General features: G+C 55.1%; 17 protein-coding genes. 2 read left to right on the top strand and 15 right to left on the bottom strand.

The genetic code is table 11. The features are described 5' to 3' along the window. Positions 1–31 precede the first annotated feature (31 nt). The 12 genes from AC222A_RS02470 to AC222A_RS02415 form a co-directional block, all read right to left on the bottom strand. A complete protein-coding gene (locus AC222A_RS02470) occupies positions 32–382 on the bottom strand; it encodes a PilZ domain-containing protein (protein ID WP_372747530.1) in 351 nt (116 codons plus the stop codon). Between the two features lie 47 nt (positions 383–429). Next, positions 430–1419 carry a DNA polymerase III subunit delta' gene (locus AC222A_RS02465; RefSeq protein ID WP_486774599.1) on the bottom strand — a complete coding sequence of 330 codons (990 nt, stop codon included), beginning with the start codon at positions 1417–1419 and terminating at the stop codon, positions 430–432. Further along, positions 1412–2044: a dTMP kinase gene (gene tmk / locus AC222A_RS02460; protein ID WP_372747528.1), complete on the bottom strand. Its 633-nt coding sequence runs from the start codon at positions 2042–2044 to the stop codon at positions 1412–1414. Before tmk ends, AC222A_RS02465 begins: the two co-directional genes overlap by 8 nt. 86 nt (positions 2045–2130) lie before the next feature. Further along, positions 2131–3171: an endolytic transglycosylase MltG gene (gene mltG, locus AC222A_RS02455; protein WP_372764884.1), complete on the bottom strand. Its 1041-nt coding sequence runs from the start codon at positions 3169–3171 to the stop codon at positions 2131–2133. Then, positions 3164–3976 carry an aminodeoxychorismate lyase gene (pabC, locus tag AC222A_RS02450; protein WP_486774598.1) on the bottom strand — a complete coding sequence of 271 codons (813 nt, stop codon included), beginning with the start codon at positions 3974–3976 and terminating at the stop codon, positions 3164–3166. The genes mltG and pabC overlap by 8 nt, the downstream gene beginning before the upstream one ends. 16 nt (positions 3977–3992) lie before the next feature. Continuing rightward, on the bottom strand, positions 3993–5234 hold the full coding sequence (gene fabF / locus AC222A_RS02445; protein ID WP_372749435.1) for a beta-ketoacyl-ACP synthase II: 1242 nt from the start codon (positions 5232–5234) through the stop codon (positions 3993–3995). Between the two features lie 225 nt (positions 5235–5459). Further along, positions 5460–5696, bottom strand: a complete 237-nt coding sequence (gene acpP, locus AC222A_RS02440) for an acyl carrier protein (protein WP_183409231.1) — start codon at positions 5694–5696, stop codon at positions 5460–5462. 201 nt (positions 5697–5897) lie between these two features. Beyond that, complete coding sequence (gene fabG / locus AC222A_RS02435) at positions 5898–6635, bottom strand: 3-oxoacyl-ACP reductase FabG (RefSeq protein ID WP_372764886.1); 738 nt, start codon at positions 6633–6635, stop codon at positions 5898–5900. A gap of 29 nt (positions 6636–6664) precedes the next feature. Next, positions 6665–7603, bottom strand: coding sequence for an ACP S-malonyltransferase (fabD, locus tag AC222A_RS02430; RefSeq protein ID WP_486774597.1), 939 nt, complete (start codon positions 7601–7603; stop codon positions 6665–6667). A gap of 26 nt (positions 7604–7629) precedes the next feature. Beyond that, entirely contained in the window at positions 7630–8628 is a 999-nt protein-coding gene (plsX, locus tag AC222A_RS02425) for a phosphate acyltransferase PlsX (RefSeq protein ID WP_372750344.1), read from the bottom strand. A gap of 12 nt (positions 8629–8640) precedes the next feature. Beyond that, entirely contained in the window at positions 8641–8823 is a 183-nt protein-coding gene (rpmF, locus tag AC222A_RS02420) for a 50S ribosomal protein L32 (RefSeq protein ID WP_372750345.1), read from the bottom strand. Between the two features lie 20 nt (positions 8824–8843). Then, a complete protein-coding gene (locus AC222A_RS02415) occupies positions 8844–9365 on the bottom strand; it encodes a YceD family protein (protein ID WP_372750346.1) in 522 nt (173 codons plus the stop codon). 91 nt (positions 9366–9456) lie between these two features. On the opposite strand from AC222A_RS02415, the gene AC222A_RS02410 reads away from it, so the two are divergent. Further along, entirely contained in the window at positions 9457–10035 is a 579-nt protein-coding gene (locus tag AC222A_RS02410) for a Maf family protein (RefSeq protein ID WP_372764239.1), read from the top strand. On the opposite strand, the gene AC222A_RS02405 is transcribed toward AC222A_RS02410, so the two are convergent. Both AC222A_RS02405 and rluC read right to left on the bottom strand, forming a co-directional pair. Further along, positions 10011–10673, bottom strand: a complete 663-nt coding sequence (locus AC222A_RS02405; protein WP_372758325.1) for an HAD-IA family hydrolase — start codon at positions 10671–10673, stop codon at positions 10011–10013. The two genes, AC222A_RS02410 and AC222A_RS02405, sit on opposite strands and share 25 nt — an antisense overlap. Before the next feature lie 9 nt (positions 10674–10682). Further along, complete coding sequence (gene rluC, locus AC222A_RS02400) at positions 10683–11627, bottom strand: 23S rRNA pseudouridine(955/2504/2580) synthase RluC (protein ID WP_372749869.1); 945 nt, start codon at positions 11625–11627, stop codon at positions 10683–10685. A 629-nt stretch (positions 11628–12256) separates the two neighbouring features. Between rluC and rne the strand changes: the two genes are divergently transcribed. Beyond that, the gene (gene rne / locus AC222A_RS02395; RefSeq protein WP_372764236.1) at positions 12257–15037 is read left to right on the top strand and encodes a ribonuclease E; all 2781 of its coding nucleotides are present in this window, start codon (positions 12257–12259) and stop codon (positions 15035–15037) included. 45 nt (positions 15038–15082) lie between these two features. Here the strand turns inward: rne and AC222A_RS02390 are convergent, their stop codons facing one another. Then, positions 15083–16111 carry an alpha/beta fold hydrolase gene (locus AC222A_RS02390; protein WP_486774596.1) on the bottom strand — a complete coding sequence of 343 codons (1029 nt, stop codon included), beginning with the start codon at positions 16109–16111 and terminating at the stop codon, positions 15083–15085. Positions 16112–16224 lie beyond the last annotated feature (113 nt).

Below are 16224 nucleotides of genomic sequence, written 5' to 3'. Positions count from 1 at the left end.
TTGACCGCCGCCGCACAGGAGGCGATGAGACTTACATGGTGTGTGTTGCCCGTTCCGAGTCGAGCATACCCGCCAGGTATTCTTCAATCTTGCGGTTGGCAATGTCATCATCGCCAATAAACTGAACCCCAATTCCGGGGCTGCGATTGCCCTGTGCGCCGCGCGGTGTGACCCACACTACCTGTCCGGCTACGGGTATTTTTTCAGGCTCTTCCATCAAGGTGAGGAGCATGAATACTTCGTCACCTATCCGGTAGGGTTTATTGGTGGGAATAAACAGACCGCCACCGTTAATAAAGGGCATATAAGCACTGAACAGAACAGACTTGTCCTTGATGTTCAGTGAAAGCATGCCGCCTTTACCGCCGGGGTTCAATGCCATGGGGTTTACTCCTTCCAGATCAGACTGCAAGCATAACGATACTGGGCCTAGACGCCAAGCCCCGCGTTGGCTGACGAGCACACCATCGCCCAGCTCAACAACAGCGATTCGATGGTCAGCTGCCGATTCAACGCAACGCCTCGCTGTACTTGCGCCCGCAGATCCAGTAATTGTTTCTGAAAGGACAATATCGCCGCCGGCGGCCTATCCAGCCAGCGCTGCCATGCGGCATTCACGTCATCAGATTGCTCGGCCATAACAGCCACCAGCAACGCATGGATTCGATGGGCAAACCATTCAAGATAAAAGTCCAGTTCAACTTCTTTCAAGCCATCGACAACCTGCGACAGACTCTGCTCCCCCGCTGCCCATGCCTGCAGCAGAGAGTCACAGCGCTCACGCGCCGCCAGACCATCATTTTCAAACAGGACCTGCGCCGCCAGTGGCCGCCCTCCCGCTTCGCGCAAGCAGGTTTCAGCAAGCGCGGCATCACCCACCGACATTTTAAGCCAGTCCAGCGCGAGCGAAGCATTCGGGGTAGGAAATGGCAACTGCTGACAGCGGGATCGAATTGTCGGCAGCAGGCGAGCCGGCTCGTTACTCACCAATATTAGCACCGTGTCACCACTGGGTTCTTCAAGCGTTTTCAGCAGTGCATTGGCAGTGTTGGCATTCATCGCGTCTGCTGGATGAACCAATACTACTTTGCGACCGCCTGAGCGGTGCGCGGTTTGCGTTGAGAGCGCCACCAGCTCTCGCACCTGATCTACAGCTATTTGTTTTTTGCCCTCGGGGGGCTCAATGATATGCAGGTCCGGGTTATCCAAACCGTAGTGGCAGCTGCGACATTTTCCGCACGCACCCTGATTTTGCGGCTGCTCACACACAAGCCAAGCCATCAACGCCCGCGCAAAACGCAATTTGCCGATACCACCCGGCCCGGACAGCAATAGCGCATGCCCTAGACGGCCTTCACTGTCGGCACCCACCAATTGCTGCCACTGAGATACCTGCCACGGAAGAATCGCCTCAGTCACACGCGACCTCGCCTAAGCGGTTAAGTACCGCAACAACATCTTCGGCTACGGCCTCAACAGTCTGGCTCGCATCAATAATATGAAACCGAGCGGGATCAGCTGCCGCGCGCGCCAAGTAAGCTGCGCGCACCTTTTCAAAAAATGCCAGCGCCTCGTTTTCAAAGCGGTCAAGCTCACCGCGCGCCTGGGCGCGCGCCAGCCCTTCTCTTGGTGGCAGATCCAACAAAATGGTGCAGTCAGGCTGTAAACCGTCATGCACAAGCGATTCAAGCTCGGAGATCACATCCAGCGATAAGCCTCGCCCGCCGCCCTGATAGGCATAAGTAGCATCAGTAAAACGATCACTCAGCACCCATTCACCACGCGCCAGCGCCGGCTTAATAACTTGCGCAAGATGTTGCGCGCGGGCAGCAAAAACCATTAATAGCTCGGCCTTGGGATCCACTGATTCATCCCGGGGGGCCAGCAATAACTCACGTAGCTGCTCTGCCAGTGGCGTACCCCCGGGCTCGCGGGTTTTCACGTATGGGATGGCGTGATCTTCGAGCCACTTCACAATGGCCGCGAGATTCGTCGACTTGCCGACCCCTTCAGTGCCTTCCAGCGTTATGAATTTACCTTTCACCCAGTACCCTTTGAATTGAATTGTCGGCCCGCCAACGCCCAGTCAACCGGCATCGCCTGTGGCCATTTTGTACCGCATGGTCGAACTTACTGCGGTGCAGATCGATAATCTTCGCGGCGTTTTAACTGGTAGTCTCGCACTGCCTGTCGATGCTGATCCAGTGTTTCCGAAAATTGGTGGCTGCCGTCACCTTTGGCCACAAAGAATAACGCGCCGTCTTGCAGTGGATTCAGAGCTGCATGAATGGCAGCCTGCCCCGGCATAGCAATGGGAGTCGGCGGCAAGCCACTGTGACGGTAAGTATTGTATGGATTGGTAGCATCCTTGAGATGGCGCGAGCGAATGTTTCGCCTTTCGTCCTGCGGTAATCCATAAATTACGGTCGGATCTGTCTGCAGTCGCATATTTTTCTGCAAGCGAGTTACAAAGACACCCGCAATACGGTCGCGCTCGTGCGGCTGGCCAGTTTCCTTTTCAACAATAGACGCCATTATCAAAGCGTCATAAGGCGTTTCATAAGGCAGACCTTCGGCACGACGTGCCCATTCCGTCTCAACTACCTGCACCATTTGCTGATACGCGCGAGACAGAATACCCACATCTGTCGCCCCCCGGACAAAACTGTAGGTATCCGGGAAAAACAAACCTTCTGGGTGCGCGTTCAGAGGTGACTCTACCCCGATCTGTGACCACACCGTTTTCTGCGGGTCATAATGCTGTTCCAGGTTCGGGTGATTGCTGAGATAATTCAGCACCTCCGCAAAGGTCCAGCCCTCAATCAGCGTAGCCCGGTATCGCACCACGTCGCCACGGGTTAGCAAGTCGACCAGGTCGTAGCTATTCAGGCCACTATGCAGCAGGTATTCCCCTGACTGTATAGCTCCTTCAGTTTCTGACAATCGCGCATAAAGATTCAGCACAATGGGCGGAAAACCGATCAGTCCTTCCGCCTCGAGGCGTGCGCTCATTTCGGAAAAACCGGTTCCGGACTCAATCATTAGCATATAGTCCGACGACGCAATATTGAGCGGCTGAGCCAGGTTGTGATTAGCCCACAAGACGCCCAGCGCACCCAGGGTCCCCACGGCAAGCGCCACTGCAAAACACCGTTTGATCCATTTAACCATACCAGACGGATTCCAAACCTTTTTGCAGTTGCTGACAAAGTCGTGATGACGCGTAGTGAAAACAGTCCAATTGCCGCACCGGCCACAGGCCAATCAGGCTGTTGCAGTAAAACAATTCATCGGCCTTATACAGATCATTCAATCCCAATCTGACCTCGGACACAGGGATTCCCAGTTGCTGCGCCAGCGCCACCACCTTGGCGCGGGCGACACCTGCTACACCGGCACGATCCAGACGCGGCGTCAGCAGTCGCCCCTTTGCACCCACAAAAAGATTAGAGGATATGCCCTCTATCACAGCGCTGGATTCTGACAACATAAGTCCTTCCGGAAACGCCACGGGGTCGCGCTCACCACGCGCCAATATATTCGGCAATCGATTGGTGTGTTTAATCCCTGCCAGATCTGGCTGCTCAGGTAGCCGCGTGGTCGCAACAAAGCTTCGTATACCTTGCTCCCAATGCTGCCTGGGAGGCACGGCATAGGCCGATAGTTGCAGGTAGCGGTGGCAGCGCCGGGTTGCCGGCCGATAGCCTCGCTGCCCATCGCTACAGCGGCTTAGGCAAATTCGCAGAACACCGCAGGTTAACGGCTGTGCATGCAGCGCAGCCGCAATCTCGGCACTGAGCTTCTCCGAATAATCCATACCCAGGCGCTCACATCCTCGCGCCAGTCGCGCGAGATGCTCGTCAAGCCACACCGGCACAGAATGTCGCACCAGTATGGTCTCAAACAAAGCATCACCCAACGACCAGCCGCGATCATCCAACGGCAGTGCGGTGACAAGTCGGCCATTGTGCCACATCAAAACGTTGCCACGCTCAATCAAGCTTGCCGAACAGCAAACTGCCGTTGGTTCCACCAAACCCAAAGGAATTTGATATTACCCGCTCAATGGCAATGGACTGCGCGGTATGTGGCACAAAGTTTAGATCGCAATCCTGATCAGGATTGTCCAGATTGATCGTAGGCGGTGCGATTTGATCCCTAATTGCCAGCACCGAAAAAATTGCTTCAACCGCCCCGGCCGCACCGAGCAGGTGTCCGACCATTGACTTGGTTGAGCTGACCGCCAATTGGTGAACCGCTTCGCCAAACACGGCTTTGATTGCCCGCGCCTCAGCAATATCGCCAGCGGGCGTCGACGTGCCGTGTGCATTAATATATTGAACGTCCGCCGGAGTGACACCGGCATCTGACAATGCGGCCTGCATGGCGCGGGCCGCACCGTTGCCGTCTTCCGGCGGCGAAGTCATGTGAAAAGCATCGGCACTCATACCAAACCCCTGCAACTCCGCATAGATTCTGGCGCCGCGCGCTTTCGCAAACTCCAACTCTTCAAGCACCAGCACGCCGGCACCATCACTCAATACAAACCCATCCCGGTCTTTGTCCCAGGGGCGCGACGCTGCCTGCGGGTCATCGTTGCGGGTAGACATTGCTCGTGCCGCAACGAAACCACCGAGCCCCACCGGCGTCGTAGCTAATTCGGCGCCACCAACAACCATGGCATCCGCGTCACCATAGGCAATCATGCGCCCGGCCACACCGATATTGTGTGTGCCCGTAGTGCAGGCGGTCGATATTGCTATATTCGGTCCGCGCATGTTGTAGCGGATGGACAGAAGACCACCGAGCATATTGATAATTGCGCCCGGAACCGTGAAGGGAGACAGTTTGCGGGGGCCCGAGCTGTCGAGAATATGTCGGCTTTTTTCAATTAGGCCTATTCCACCGATACCCGAACCAATAGCGGCTCCAATTCGGTCCGCATTATCGTCAGATATCTTCAGACCACTATCGTCCAAAGCCTGAATGGCCGCCGCCATGCCGTAATGAATAAAGGGGTCGAAGCGCTTCGCTTCTTTCGCATCCATGTAGGGCGTAACATCAAAATCGCGAATGGAGCCACCAAATTGGGTGGCAAACGGGCTGGCATCAAAGTGCTCGATTGGCGCAATACCACTTTTACCCGCACAAATGTTTTTCCAGGTCTGCTCAAGTGTGTTGCCCAACGGGGTCACCATCCCCATGCCGGTAACGACCACTCTTCTTTTAGACATTATTTGCCCCTGTAAATCCTGTTGCGTTGGCGCCATTTTCGCATCTTTTGGCGCCAGGAAAAATCTGCCACGCGGTTTTACCGCCGTAATCGCCACGCGGACAACATCACAATGCGCCGCCCGCCCCAGCAAAGCCTGCCGCTTTTTCGTGCGGCAAAAAAAAAGCCGCTCTATTAAACAATAGAAACGGCTTCTTGTGACCAGCTACGCCTTGACGGCGTTAGATTACTGGAGGTTTTCCTTGATGTAATCGATGGCCAGTTTAACTGTGGTGATTTTTTCAGCTTCTTCGTCGGGAATTTCGGTTTCGAACTCCTCTTCCAGCGCCATCACCAGCTCAACGGTATCCAGAGAATCCGCGCCCAGATCTTCTACGAAAGAAGCTGACTCCTGAACGTCCTCTTCCTTAACGCCCAGCTGCTCAGCAACAATCTTCTTGACGCGTTCTTCAATGCTACTCATGTCGTTATTGACTCCTAGTTTAATGAATCGGTATTTGACGGTCTTTACTGGCATATCTGCACTAACAGCTGCCGTGTAGAAAACCCGTATAAACTACCACCCAAAATCAGGTCGGCATTGTACCCCGTGATTTTCGATTTGTGCACAGGATTTTACTGAATTCGACCCATTTCTGACAAAAATATTAGTACTGACAAATGTTTACGCCATATACATGCCGCCGTTGACGTGAATAGTATCACCGGTGACATAGGCTGCAGCATCACTCACCAGAAAAGCCACCACACCAGCAATTTCTTCCGGCTGACCCAGTCGCGCCAGCGGAATCTGGGCGGACAGCGCCTGACGCTGCTCTTCGGGTAGTGTGGCTGTCATGTCGGTATCAATAAAGCCCGGCGCCACACTATTTACGGTGATATTACGCGAGCCAACTTCTCGCGCCAGGGCGCGGGAAAAGCCATCCATACCGGCTTTGCTGGCCGCATAGTTAGCTTGCCCCGCATTGCCCATTGAGCCAACCACTGAGCTGATATTTACAATACGCCCCCAACGGGCCTTAGTCATGCCTCGCAGGCAGGCCTTGCTCAGACGGTACAGTGAGTTGAGATTGGTATCGATTACGTCGAACCATTCTTCCTCTTTCATCCGCATCATAATGTTGTCTTTGGTTATACCAGCATTGTTTACTAGCACAGTTGGAGCACCAAACTGCGTATTGATCGCTTTGATAACAGCCTCAACCGAATCGGTGTCTGCCACATTAAGGGTCATACCGCAGCCCGCATTACCGGCTTCTTTCAAATAAGCTGTAATTGCTTCAGCCCCACCGTCGGTGGTGGCTGTACCAACCACGATCATTCCCTGCTCTGCCAGCGACAAGGCGATAGCCTTGCCAATTCCACGACTTGCACCGGTCACCAGTGCAATTTTGTCACTCATAAAGCTCTCCTTTGACTCAATTGTGCGGATTAGGCACAGGCTTCCATGGCCTTATCGACACTGGCCGAATCTTCGATATTCAAACAGTTCAGCGGTTTGTGAATGCTTTTGTTCAGACCGCTAAGCACCTTGCCCGGGCCACATTCAACGGTGGTCTCCACGCCGGCATCGACCATTGTCTGCACGCAGTCTACCCATTTCACCGGGCTGTAGAGCTGCTTGACCAGCAACTCGCGAATCGCCGCTTCACTGCTTTCAATCTTCGCATGCACATTGTGCACCACCGGCACGGCAGGGCTTTGCCACTGAATAGCGTTGATAGCCTCACTGAGCTTCTCCGCTGCCGGCTGCATCAGGGAGGTATGGAAAGGTGCACTGACAGGCAGCGGCATAGCTCGCTTGGTGCCCGCCTCCTTCAAAGCTTCTATCGCCTTATCGACTGCAGCGACTTTGCCCGCAATCACCACCTGACCGGGCGCATTGAAATTTACAGCCTCCACCACACCTGCATCTGCGCACTGAGCACATATATCTAATATGACCTGGTCATCCAGGCCTAGCACTGCCGCCATTGACCCTTCACCCACGGGCACAGCGGTTTGCATAAATTGGCCACGGGCGCGCACCAGCTTTACCCCATCGGCAAAAGACAGGCTGCCGGCACACACTAGCGCAGAAAATTCGCCCAGACTGTGCCCTGCCATATAGGAGGGCTGGGCGCCACTGCGCGCCTGCCAGACCCGCCACATAGCGACACTGGCCGTCAGCAACACCGGTTGAGTGTTTTCAGTGAGATTCAACGTTTCCTGCTCGCCGCTCTGCACCATGGCCCACATATCGTAGCCCAGGGCATCGGATGCTTCTTGAAATGTTTGCTTTACGACCGGTTCGCTTTCCGCAATCTCGGCCAGCATGCCGACCTTTTGCGAGCCCTGACCGGGAAATACAAACGCCAATCCTTTCGTCATTGTTATACCTTTCCTGTATGTCAGATTTAAGACTGTGTGAGTTGCTCTGCGATTCGCCGGGGTAGCTCCTGCTCTACCGCTCTGGCGGCATGGCGAATCGCGCTGTAAAAGCTTTTTTTACTGGAGCTGCCATGACTTTTCACTACCACACCATTAAGGCCCAGCAGGGCAGCACCGTTATACTCGTCGGGGTTTATATCGTTTTTAAAATCCTTGAGCAGCGGCTGTACAAATAGACCGCTGAGCATGCCGTACCAGCTGTCACTGAAGCGATTTTTGAGCTGGCGACCAATATAGGATGCCGTGCCCTCACAAACCTTCAGCGCAACATTGCCGACAAAACCATCGCAGACAATGACATCGGCGCGGTTGGTAAAGAGGTCGAAGCCTTCCACATAGCCGGTAAAATTGACTCCAGCCTCACCCTCCAGAAGTGCGGCCGCCTCGCGTACCAACTCGGTACCCTTACCAGCTTCCTCGCCAATATTAAGCAATGCTACCCGCGGTTTGGCAGCCCCCTTGAGACAGGCAACCAGAGCAGAGCCCATTTGCGCGAACTGCAACAGTTCTTCGGGTCGACAATCGACGTTCGCCCCAAGATCCAGCATATAGGTATCGCCTTTTTCGCCGGGAAGTGGTGCGCACATCGCCGGACGCCTGATACCTGGCAGACACTGCAACTGGAATCGACTAATCGCCACCAACGCACCGGTATTCCCAGCGCTCACCACGCCATCAACCTGGCCGTCACGTAGTAGCTCAATCGCTCGCCACATGGAGGAATCCTGCTTTTTCCGCAGGACCACGGCAGGCGATTCCTCCATGCCAATGACATCAGGGGTATCGATAAGTGTAAATAAAGCGGGGTCGACAGAGCGACGTTGACATTCGTCCAGAATCGCATGCTTCTGGCCAAGCAGTGTCAACTTTAGATGGGGGATTTCTGCGATTGCCTTGGCGGCGGCCGGAAGTGAAGAGCGGAGACCGTGGTCTCCGCTCATGGCATCAATCGCTATAGATGGCATTGCTGCCCAATTTTACTCGTCGTCTTTACCGGCAACAACTTTGCGACCACGATAAAAGCCATCGGCTGTTACGTGGTGACGGCGGTGAGTTTCACCGCTGGTCGAATCCACGGCCAGCGCGGGACCGCTCAGCGCGTCATGTGAACGACGCATATCCCGGCGAGACCGGGTCTTCTTGCTCTTCTGTACAGCCATGGCTAAATGCTCCTCAGCGCTTAATCGCTAGATTTTAAATCTTTCAGAACTGCGAAGGGGTTATCCCGCTCCTCAGCTCCCTCAGGTTCTTCACCGTACTTCACCGGCCCTGCGGGCTGGCACTCCCCGGGTGGGTGGTAATTCGTGAACGGCGTTTCAATAATCAATTCATCCTCTATAAGAGGAAACAGATCCAGCGGCTCTTCGCCAAGAATCACTGAATCAAGCTCGCGAGGCAGCGCCTTTGCCTGCGCTTCCGTCCAGACAATGCCCAGTTCAAACTGCGAACTGATGGAAATTGGCATCGCCTTCAGGCAGCGTTGACACACAACGAACACGTCGGTCGCCAGCGTAGCACTGATACGGTGGATTGATGAATCATCCCGGTAAAAGTGCATTTTGACGTCCACGTCTCCGCGTTCATCGCAGAGTCCCGCCGCAAAGCGTGGAAAATCACTGACGGGTTGGATGCCGGAAAGTTCTACATCAGTGGACGTTAACTTCCGAGCGTCCACCTGTCGGGGCAGAGGCTGTCTTCGCATAGGCGCGCAATCATAGGGCCGAGTCTGCGGTTTGTCAAAGCAAAATCCGCTAAACTGCCCGCAAATCAGTATCTTTAGGAAGATTGAGCGCATGCAGACACCGGATATCGTACTCGCCTCAGGCTCACCCTACCGCGCCGAGCTATTACACCGCCTGGGAATTAGCTTCAGCCGCCACAGTCCCGATATCGACGAAACACCCCGCAGCGGCGAAACACCAGAGGTGCTGGCCCGCCGACTGGCCAAGGAAAAAGCTTTGGCCGTGGCCCAACACTACCCCGAAAGCCTGATCATTGGCTCAGACCAGGTCGCCGCACTCGAAGGCAGCCTCCTCGGGAAACCTGGCACCGCTGCAAAAGCATGCCTCCAGCTTCAGGCCTGCAACGGTAAAACCGTTAGCTTCTATACCGGCCTATGCGTGACTGGCCTGGGAAAAACCGAAACGCGTGTCGATAACTACAAGGTCACATTTCGACAGCTCTCAGCACAACAGATAAGTCGCTACGTTGAGCAGGAACTGCCGCTTGATTGTGCCGGAAGCTTTAAAATGGAAGGCTTGGGGATATCCCTGTTCGAAAAACTGGAAGGAAAAGACCCCAACACCCTGATAGGCCTTCCCCTGATTGAGCTGATAACCCTACTGAATCAGCGTGGTATCGCCATTCCATAGTGACGGGCCAACACATCGTCGAGCTCCCTGAACTCATCGATTATCTGCAGCGGCTGCCACTTCCCAAGCCGCTCTGGTGCGTGCACGCCATAACTAACACCAACACTGGGCATACCAATCCGACGTGCCATTTCCAGATCGTATTCGGTATCCCCCACCATCACAGCCTCGTCGGGCTGAATACGAAATTCCTCGCAAAGCTCGTGCAGCATCGTCGGGTCTGGCTTAGACGCGGTCTCATCCGCGCAGCGAGTGGCTGCAAAATAGCCTGCCATATCCAGATTACCCAAAACCCGCGACAAACCCTTGCGGCTTTTACCCGTAGCTACCGCCAGTCGGGCGCCGCGAGCGCGCAAATCATTTAAAAGCTCCTGCACCCCAGGAAAGAAACTACACGGCGTTTGATCGGCGGCAATAAAGTTACGCGAATAATGCTGCCGAACTTCAAGACGCTTCTGCTCCGACTCTGCCGGATACAATCGGCCAATGGCAACATCCAGACCCAATCCAATAATATTGCGTACCGCGTCATCGGAGGGTGCCGGCAGCTGCGCATCCCTGCCCGCCTGCTGCATACAGGCGACAATCTTCCCCGCAGAATCTATCAGCGTCCCATCCCAATCAAATATCACTACCATTACAATATCTTACGACTCACTATTGATAAATTGCTGGAGATCACTACTGAGCGGGGCCTCCACCTCAACCACCTCGTTATCCAGAGTGAACCGCAGTCGGTGGGCATGGAGAAACAGACGACGCACACCTCGCGCCTGAAAGCGTTGATTCACCTCATCTCGCCCATATTTCCGGTCACCAATGATGGGGTGACCGGCAGCCTGGCAATGCACACGAATCTGATGGGTTCTCCCTGTTACCGGCTTGGCCTCTACCAACGTCGCGCCTTCGAAGCGCTGCACAACCTGATAGCGCGTCAGCGCATATTTTCCATCAGGCGTCGCCTTGACCATGCGCTCGCCGGAGTTCAGCACATTCTTTTCCAGTGGCAACTTCACCTGCTCTTTTCGATTCGACCAGCGCCCTTCCACCAGCGCGAGATAACGCTTATCAACACCATCTCCTCGAAGAAGCCCATGCAACGTCTTGAGAGTACTGCGTTTTTTGGCCAGCATGACACAGCCCGAAGTATCCCTATCCAGGCGATGCACCAATTCCAGAAACTTCGCCTCTGGTCGCATCTTGCGCAACGCTTCAATCAGCCCAAGACTCACCCCACTGCCCCCGTGAACGGCCAGCCCGGAAGGCTTATTGATGATCAGCAAACGCTCATCTTCAAACAGCACCGCGTCACACAACCGGTCTGACAGGGCATCCGAGACAAATGCCGGTGCTTTCTCGCTTGCCGCCGCCATCCGGACGGGCGGAATACGCACCACATCACCAATCTCGAGCTTAAAGTCCGGCTTCACCCGAGCCTTATTGACCCGCACCTCCCCCTTGCGCAGCAACCGGTAAATCCGCGATTTCGGAACACCTTTGAGCACCTTGAGCAGGTAATTGTCTACCCGCTGCCCCTCAGCCCCCTCATCTACGGTAACAAATTGAACAGCCTGAGGCCGCCCGGATTCCATGCCCAAGCTTCGCTTCCTATCTAACTGATTGATCGAACTGAACTTAACTGCTATATTCGCGACAGTAGCCGCTTGGTCTCTCGCGACATCCCACAGGCTGCGCACCTTTTTCTATTAAAAAGGCAAAGAGATCAGAGGCTCAGCAGATTCGTCGACCTGATTCCCGAAGGGGGAAACGTCCGAGCCTGCAAAGCACTGTCTGCACTGTTTACCTACACTGTGGAGAGTAGAGAACAAGCCTGTACAAGCGCGAATGTTACGCTGCTTGTAACGATGTTAACAATGCGAGTGGATTTTACCGCATCGTTACCACGAGAGATATGAGAATTGAGCAAGCGGTGCCGACAGCATCGCGATGGGTTAATCGATCGAGCGCGCAGCCGACAGTAAATTATGAATAGTGAAGTGAAAGAAAACACTCGCGCCGATCTTATCAATCACGCCTTTCCAACAGATTTCAGGGAGTTTTCGCAAGACCCGCTAGATCAGTCCCAAGCCGTTGTAGCACGATCAGTCGTCTCCGGAATTGGGTCTGAAACACTGCCTATGTGCAGGGGTTTGGCGCTACTGTAGTCTGTCTCAGCTCGAGTAACACTGCGGTAAATCCTTCAATTACAAGGATTTACCAAATGAAAAGAATGCTCATTAACGCCACGCAGCCAGAAGAGTTGCGTGTCGCCCTCGTCGACGGGCAGCGGCTTTACGATCTCGACATCGAAAACCGTACTCGTATCCAGAAAAAAGCCAATGTCTACAAAGGCACGATCACCCGCGTAGAACCCAGCCTTGAAGCCGCGTTTGTTGATTTCGGCGCCGAGCGCCACGGTTTTTTGCCACTGAAAGAAATCTCCAAAGAGTACTTCTACCGCTCACCCTCCGAGGTTGAAGGCCGCGTCAAAATCAAGGATGTCGTCAAAGAAGGCACCCAAATCATCGTGCAGGTAGAAAAGGAAGAGCGCGGCAACAAAGGCGCTGCACTCACTACCTTCATCAGCCTCGCGGGCCGCTACATGGTGCTGATGCCCAACAATCCTCGCGCAGGCGGCATATCACGTCGCATTGAAGGCGAAGATCGCACCCAGCTGCGCGAAGCTCTAAGCTCCATCAGCATTCCCGATGGCATGGGCGTGATTGTGCGCACCGCCGGCATTGGCCGCTCTTCTGAAGAGCTGCAATGGGATCTGGATTACCTGCTGCACCTGTGGAGCGCCATCAGCAAAGCCTCAGACGAAAACAAAGCCCCCCTGCTGATCCTGCAGGAAAGCAATGTCATCATTCGCGCCATCCGCGACTACCTGCGCGACGATATTGACCAGGTTCTGATCGACAACGAAACCTCTTTCGAAGAGGCGAAAGCCTTTGTCGAGCAGGTAATGCCTCAATACAAGAACAAGATCCGCCTCTACAAAGACCCGGTTCCTCTGTTCAACCGCTACCAGATTGAAAGCCAGATCGAATCGGCCTTCCAGCGCGAAGTGCACCTACCCTCTGGCGGCTCTGTGGTGATCGACCCAACGGAAGCACTGGTTTCCATCGACATCAACTCCGCACGGGCAACCAAAGGCGGCGATATCGAAGAAACCGCCCTGCAGACCAACCTCGAGGCGGCCGATGAAATCGCTCGCCAGCTGCGCCTGCGTGATATTGGCGGCCTGATCGTCATCGACTTTATCGACATGATGGCGCCGCGCAATCAGCGCGAAGTGGAAACCCGCATGCGTGATGCACTGGAGCCAGACCGCGCGCGCGTTCAGCTTGGCCGGATTTCACGCTTTGGCCTACTGGAAATGTCGCGCCAACGCCTGCGCCCCTCACTGGGCGAAACCAGCGCGAAGGTTTGTCCGCGCTGTGAAGGGCACGGAACCATTCGTGATACCAAATCACTGGCACTGTCTATTCTGCGCCTGCTCGAAGAGGAGGCTACCAAGGAAAAAAGCGCCGAAGTTCGCGCTATCGTTCCAGTGACCGTGGCGTCTTACCTGTTGAACGAAAAGCGCGTGCCGATTCATGAAATCGAAAACCGCGCCGGAGTACGGGTTGTTGTCATTCCGTCCATCAACCTCGAAACCCCACATTTTGAAGTGCAGCGCCTGCGCGAGAGCGACGTTGGCGAGGAAGAGTTGGTCAGCTACAAAATCACCAGCGAACTGGAAACTGCCCAAGAAGAACAGGAAGCCAAAGACGAGGAATTGCCGCCCATTCAACAGGCCGCTGTTTCCGGACTGGCGCCCCGAGCACCCGCCCCCCAGCGCAGCGAGCCGCAAGAGCCTGCAGCAACAGCTACCCCAGCACCGGCTGCGGCCAGCACAAGCCAGGAGAGCGGCCCTGGGCTATTCAAGAAAATAGTGTCCAGCCTCAGCACCTTCTTCCAGGCCGAGGAAATCGATACCCGCGTGGCGCCCACACCAAAGACTGAGCCCACACCTGAACCCGAGTCTGACACGAACAAACCACAGCAGCGCAACCGCAATCGCAACCGTAATCGCAACCGCAACCGTCGCGATGGCGAGGGCCGCAGCAGCGACAACCGGCGCAATCGTGGCGATCAGACAAACGACAGCAGACAGGCTGAAAAGCCCGCTAACAAAAACACCGACAAGCCCAGCGAGCCTCGGCAGAAAGATGACGCTGCAAACGACAACGACAAGCGCGATGAAAATCGCCCGCAGCGCCGTCCAAGCAATCGCAAGCCGCGTCAAAAGAACGATCGCAAGCGCGAGGAAGCCATTGCATTGCCCAACGATGCTGGCACACCCGCTGCCCAGACCGAAGAGCAGCCCAAAGCAGATCCGGTTAGCGCCGAGCAGTCAAAGTCTACGGCGCCGATAGCGCAGCAATCACAATCGCAGGCCGAACCACAACAGGAACAGGCCACCACCAAACCAGAAGTTAGCGACCCCAAACAGGAAACGCATAACTCCAAAGAGGAAACTGTCGAGCCCAAGCCGACGAAAACCGAGCCCAAGCCCGCAGCAACCAGCGAGGAAGAGCCCGCTGAAGCAGCCGCAACTGAGAAACCAAGTACCCCAGCGGTGGAGACAGACGTAGCTGCAGAAAAGGCGCCTGAGGCCGCGCAAGCAACAAAAGCCAGTAGCGCCGCAGCCGAAACGTCGGCACTGGACAACGCTGCCGACGCTTCGCGCGAGGAGCAGCCAGCCCCCAAGCCGGCAGCACAGGCTCCCGTCAGCAAAACGGCAAATGAGCCGGCACCAACTCGGAAAGCAGTTGTTCCACCCGCCGCACGCGGTCGGGCAGCGAATGATCCGCGCGAGAACCCCAAGCCGGTTACACAGGTCAGTATTTCGACCAGTTCGCCTCTACCCGCTGAACTGGACAGAAGCGCCATGGCAAGCCCGGATCCGGATCGGGAGATTCCACCGCGCGCGATCAACGATCCACGCAATCGCTGATTTCAGCACTCCGGAAAATACTGCATTAAACGGCCGTTAGTCACACTAACGGCCGTTTTTCTTTTCTCTCGAATACACAGACTGTAAAAACCGGCTCATTTCAGCATTAACCTCCTCGGCCTGTTCCTGCTGCACCCAATGCCCGGCACCATCAACGATCCGCACTTCCAAACCTGGTACCCGTTCGGCCATAAAGGCGAGCGCACCCTCCCCACTCATGGTTAATACTGGATCATTACTCCCTGCAATAAAGCTCACCGGCACATCTATGGATTGGCCAACGTAACGCTTATTGAGCTGCCAATTGATATCTGCGACCCGATACCAATTCAATGCGCCGCGAAATCCGGTACGCGAAAACATGTCTGCGTACACCGCAAAATCAGCCTGACTGAGCCACGACCACGGCAGATTCATACCTGCCGGCGGTAAAACGTCAAGGTACCCTGCCGTACCCGGGGCCGACGCAAAGCTGCCTAGTAACGCACCCCGAGCACTCAGACTCCAGAACAGTCGACTTAGAAAACGACTACAGTTCGCATCGAGCTCCAGCTCCGCGACACCTGGCGATTGAAAATAGTGGGCGTGAAGAAAATGCTCTTGCGCCACCTGCGAAAACTGCTGCGTAGGCGGCATCGTTGACTGAGCAGGCGCCAACCCTCTGCGACCGTAATAGTCAAAATCGTAGGGCACACTGAGGACCACCAATGCGACTACAGATTCAGGCTCATGCAACGCCATATTCCACACCACTGGCGCGCCGAAATCATGCCCTACAAAAACTGCTCTGGAGCGCCCAAAATGCGCCAGCACAGCAAGCAGATCGTGACGTATATGATCCAGCGAATAGTCCGCCACATCCTCCGGCGCACTGCTGTCGCCATAGCCGCGCATATCCAGCGCCACTGCTACGTAGCCCGCACGCGCAAAATAACGCAATTGATGGCGCCAACTAAAAGCCAGCCCGGGGAAACCATGACAGAAGAGCAACAACTCGCCTCGCCCGTCGCTGTGATCCGCCACTAGGCAGGAAATCTGCTGGTCGCGCCCGACATTGATCGTTTTTCGTTCCATTGCACCGTCGCCTCGGCCACACGCTTTCCCGCGCACTGCTCAGTAGTTAATCAAAAACTCTACTTTCCTTACTAAAGTCACTGAATCGTCTGTTCTTATGCTTGTTTGTCGAA

This window comes from Litorivivens sp. (genome assembly GCF_057445395.1).
Note: the sequence above shows the minus strand (reverse complement) of the source record. Positions and strands in the feature narration are given on the sequence as shown.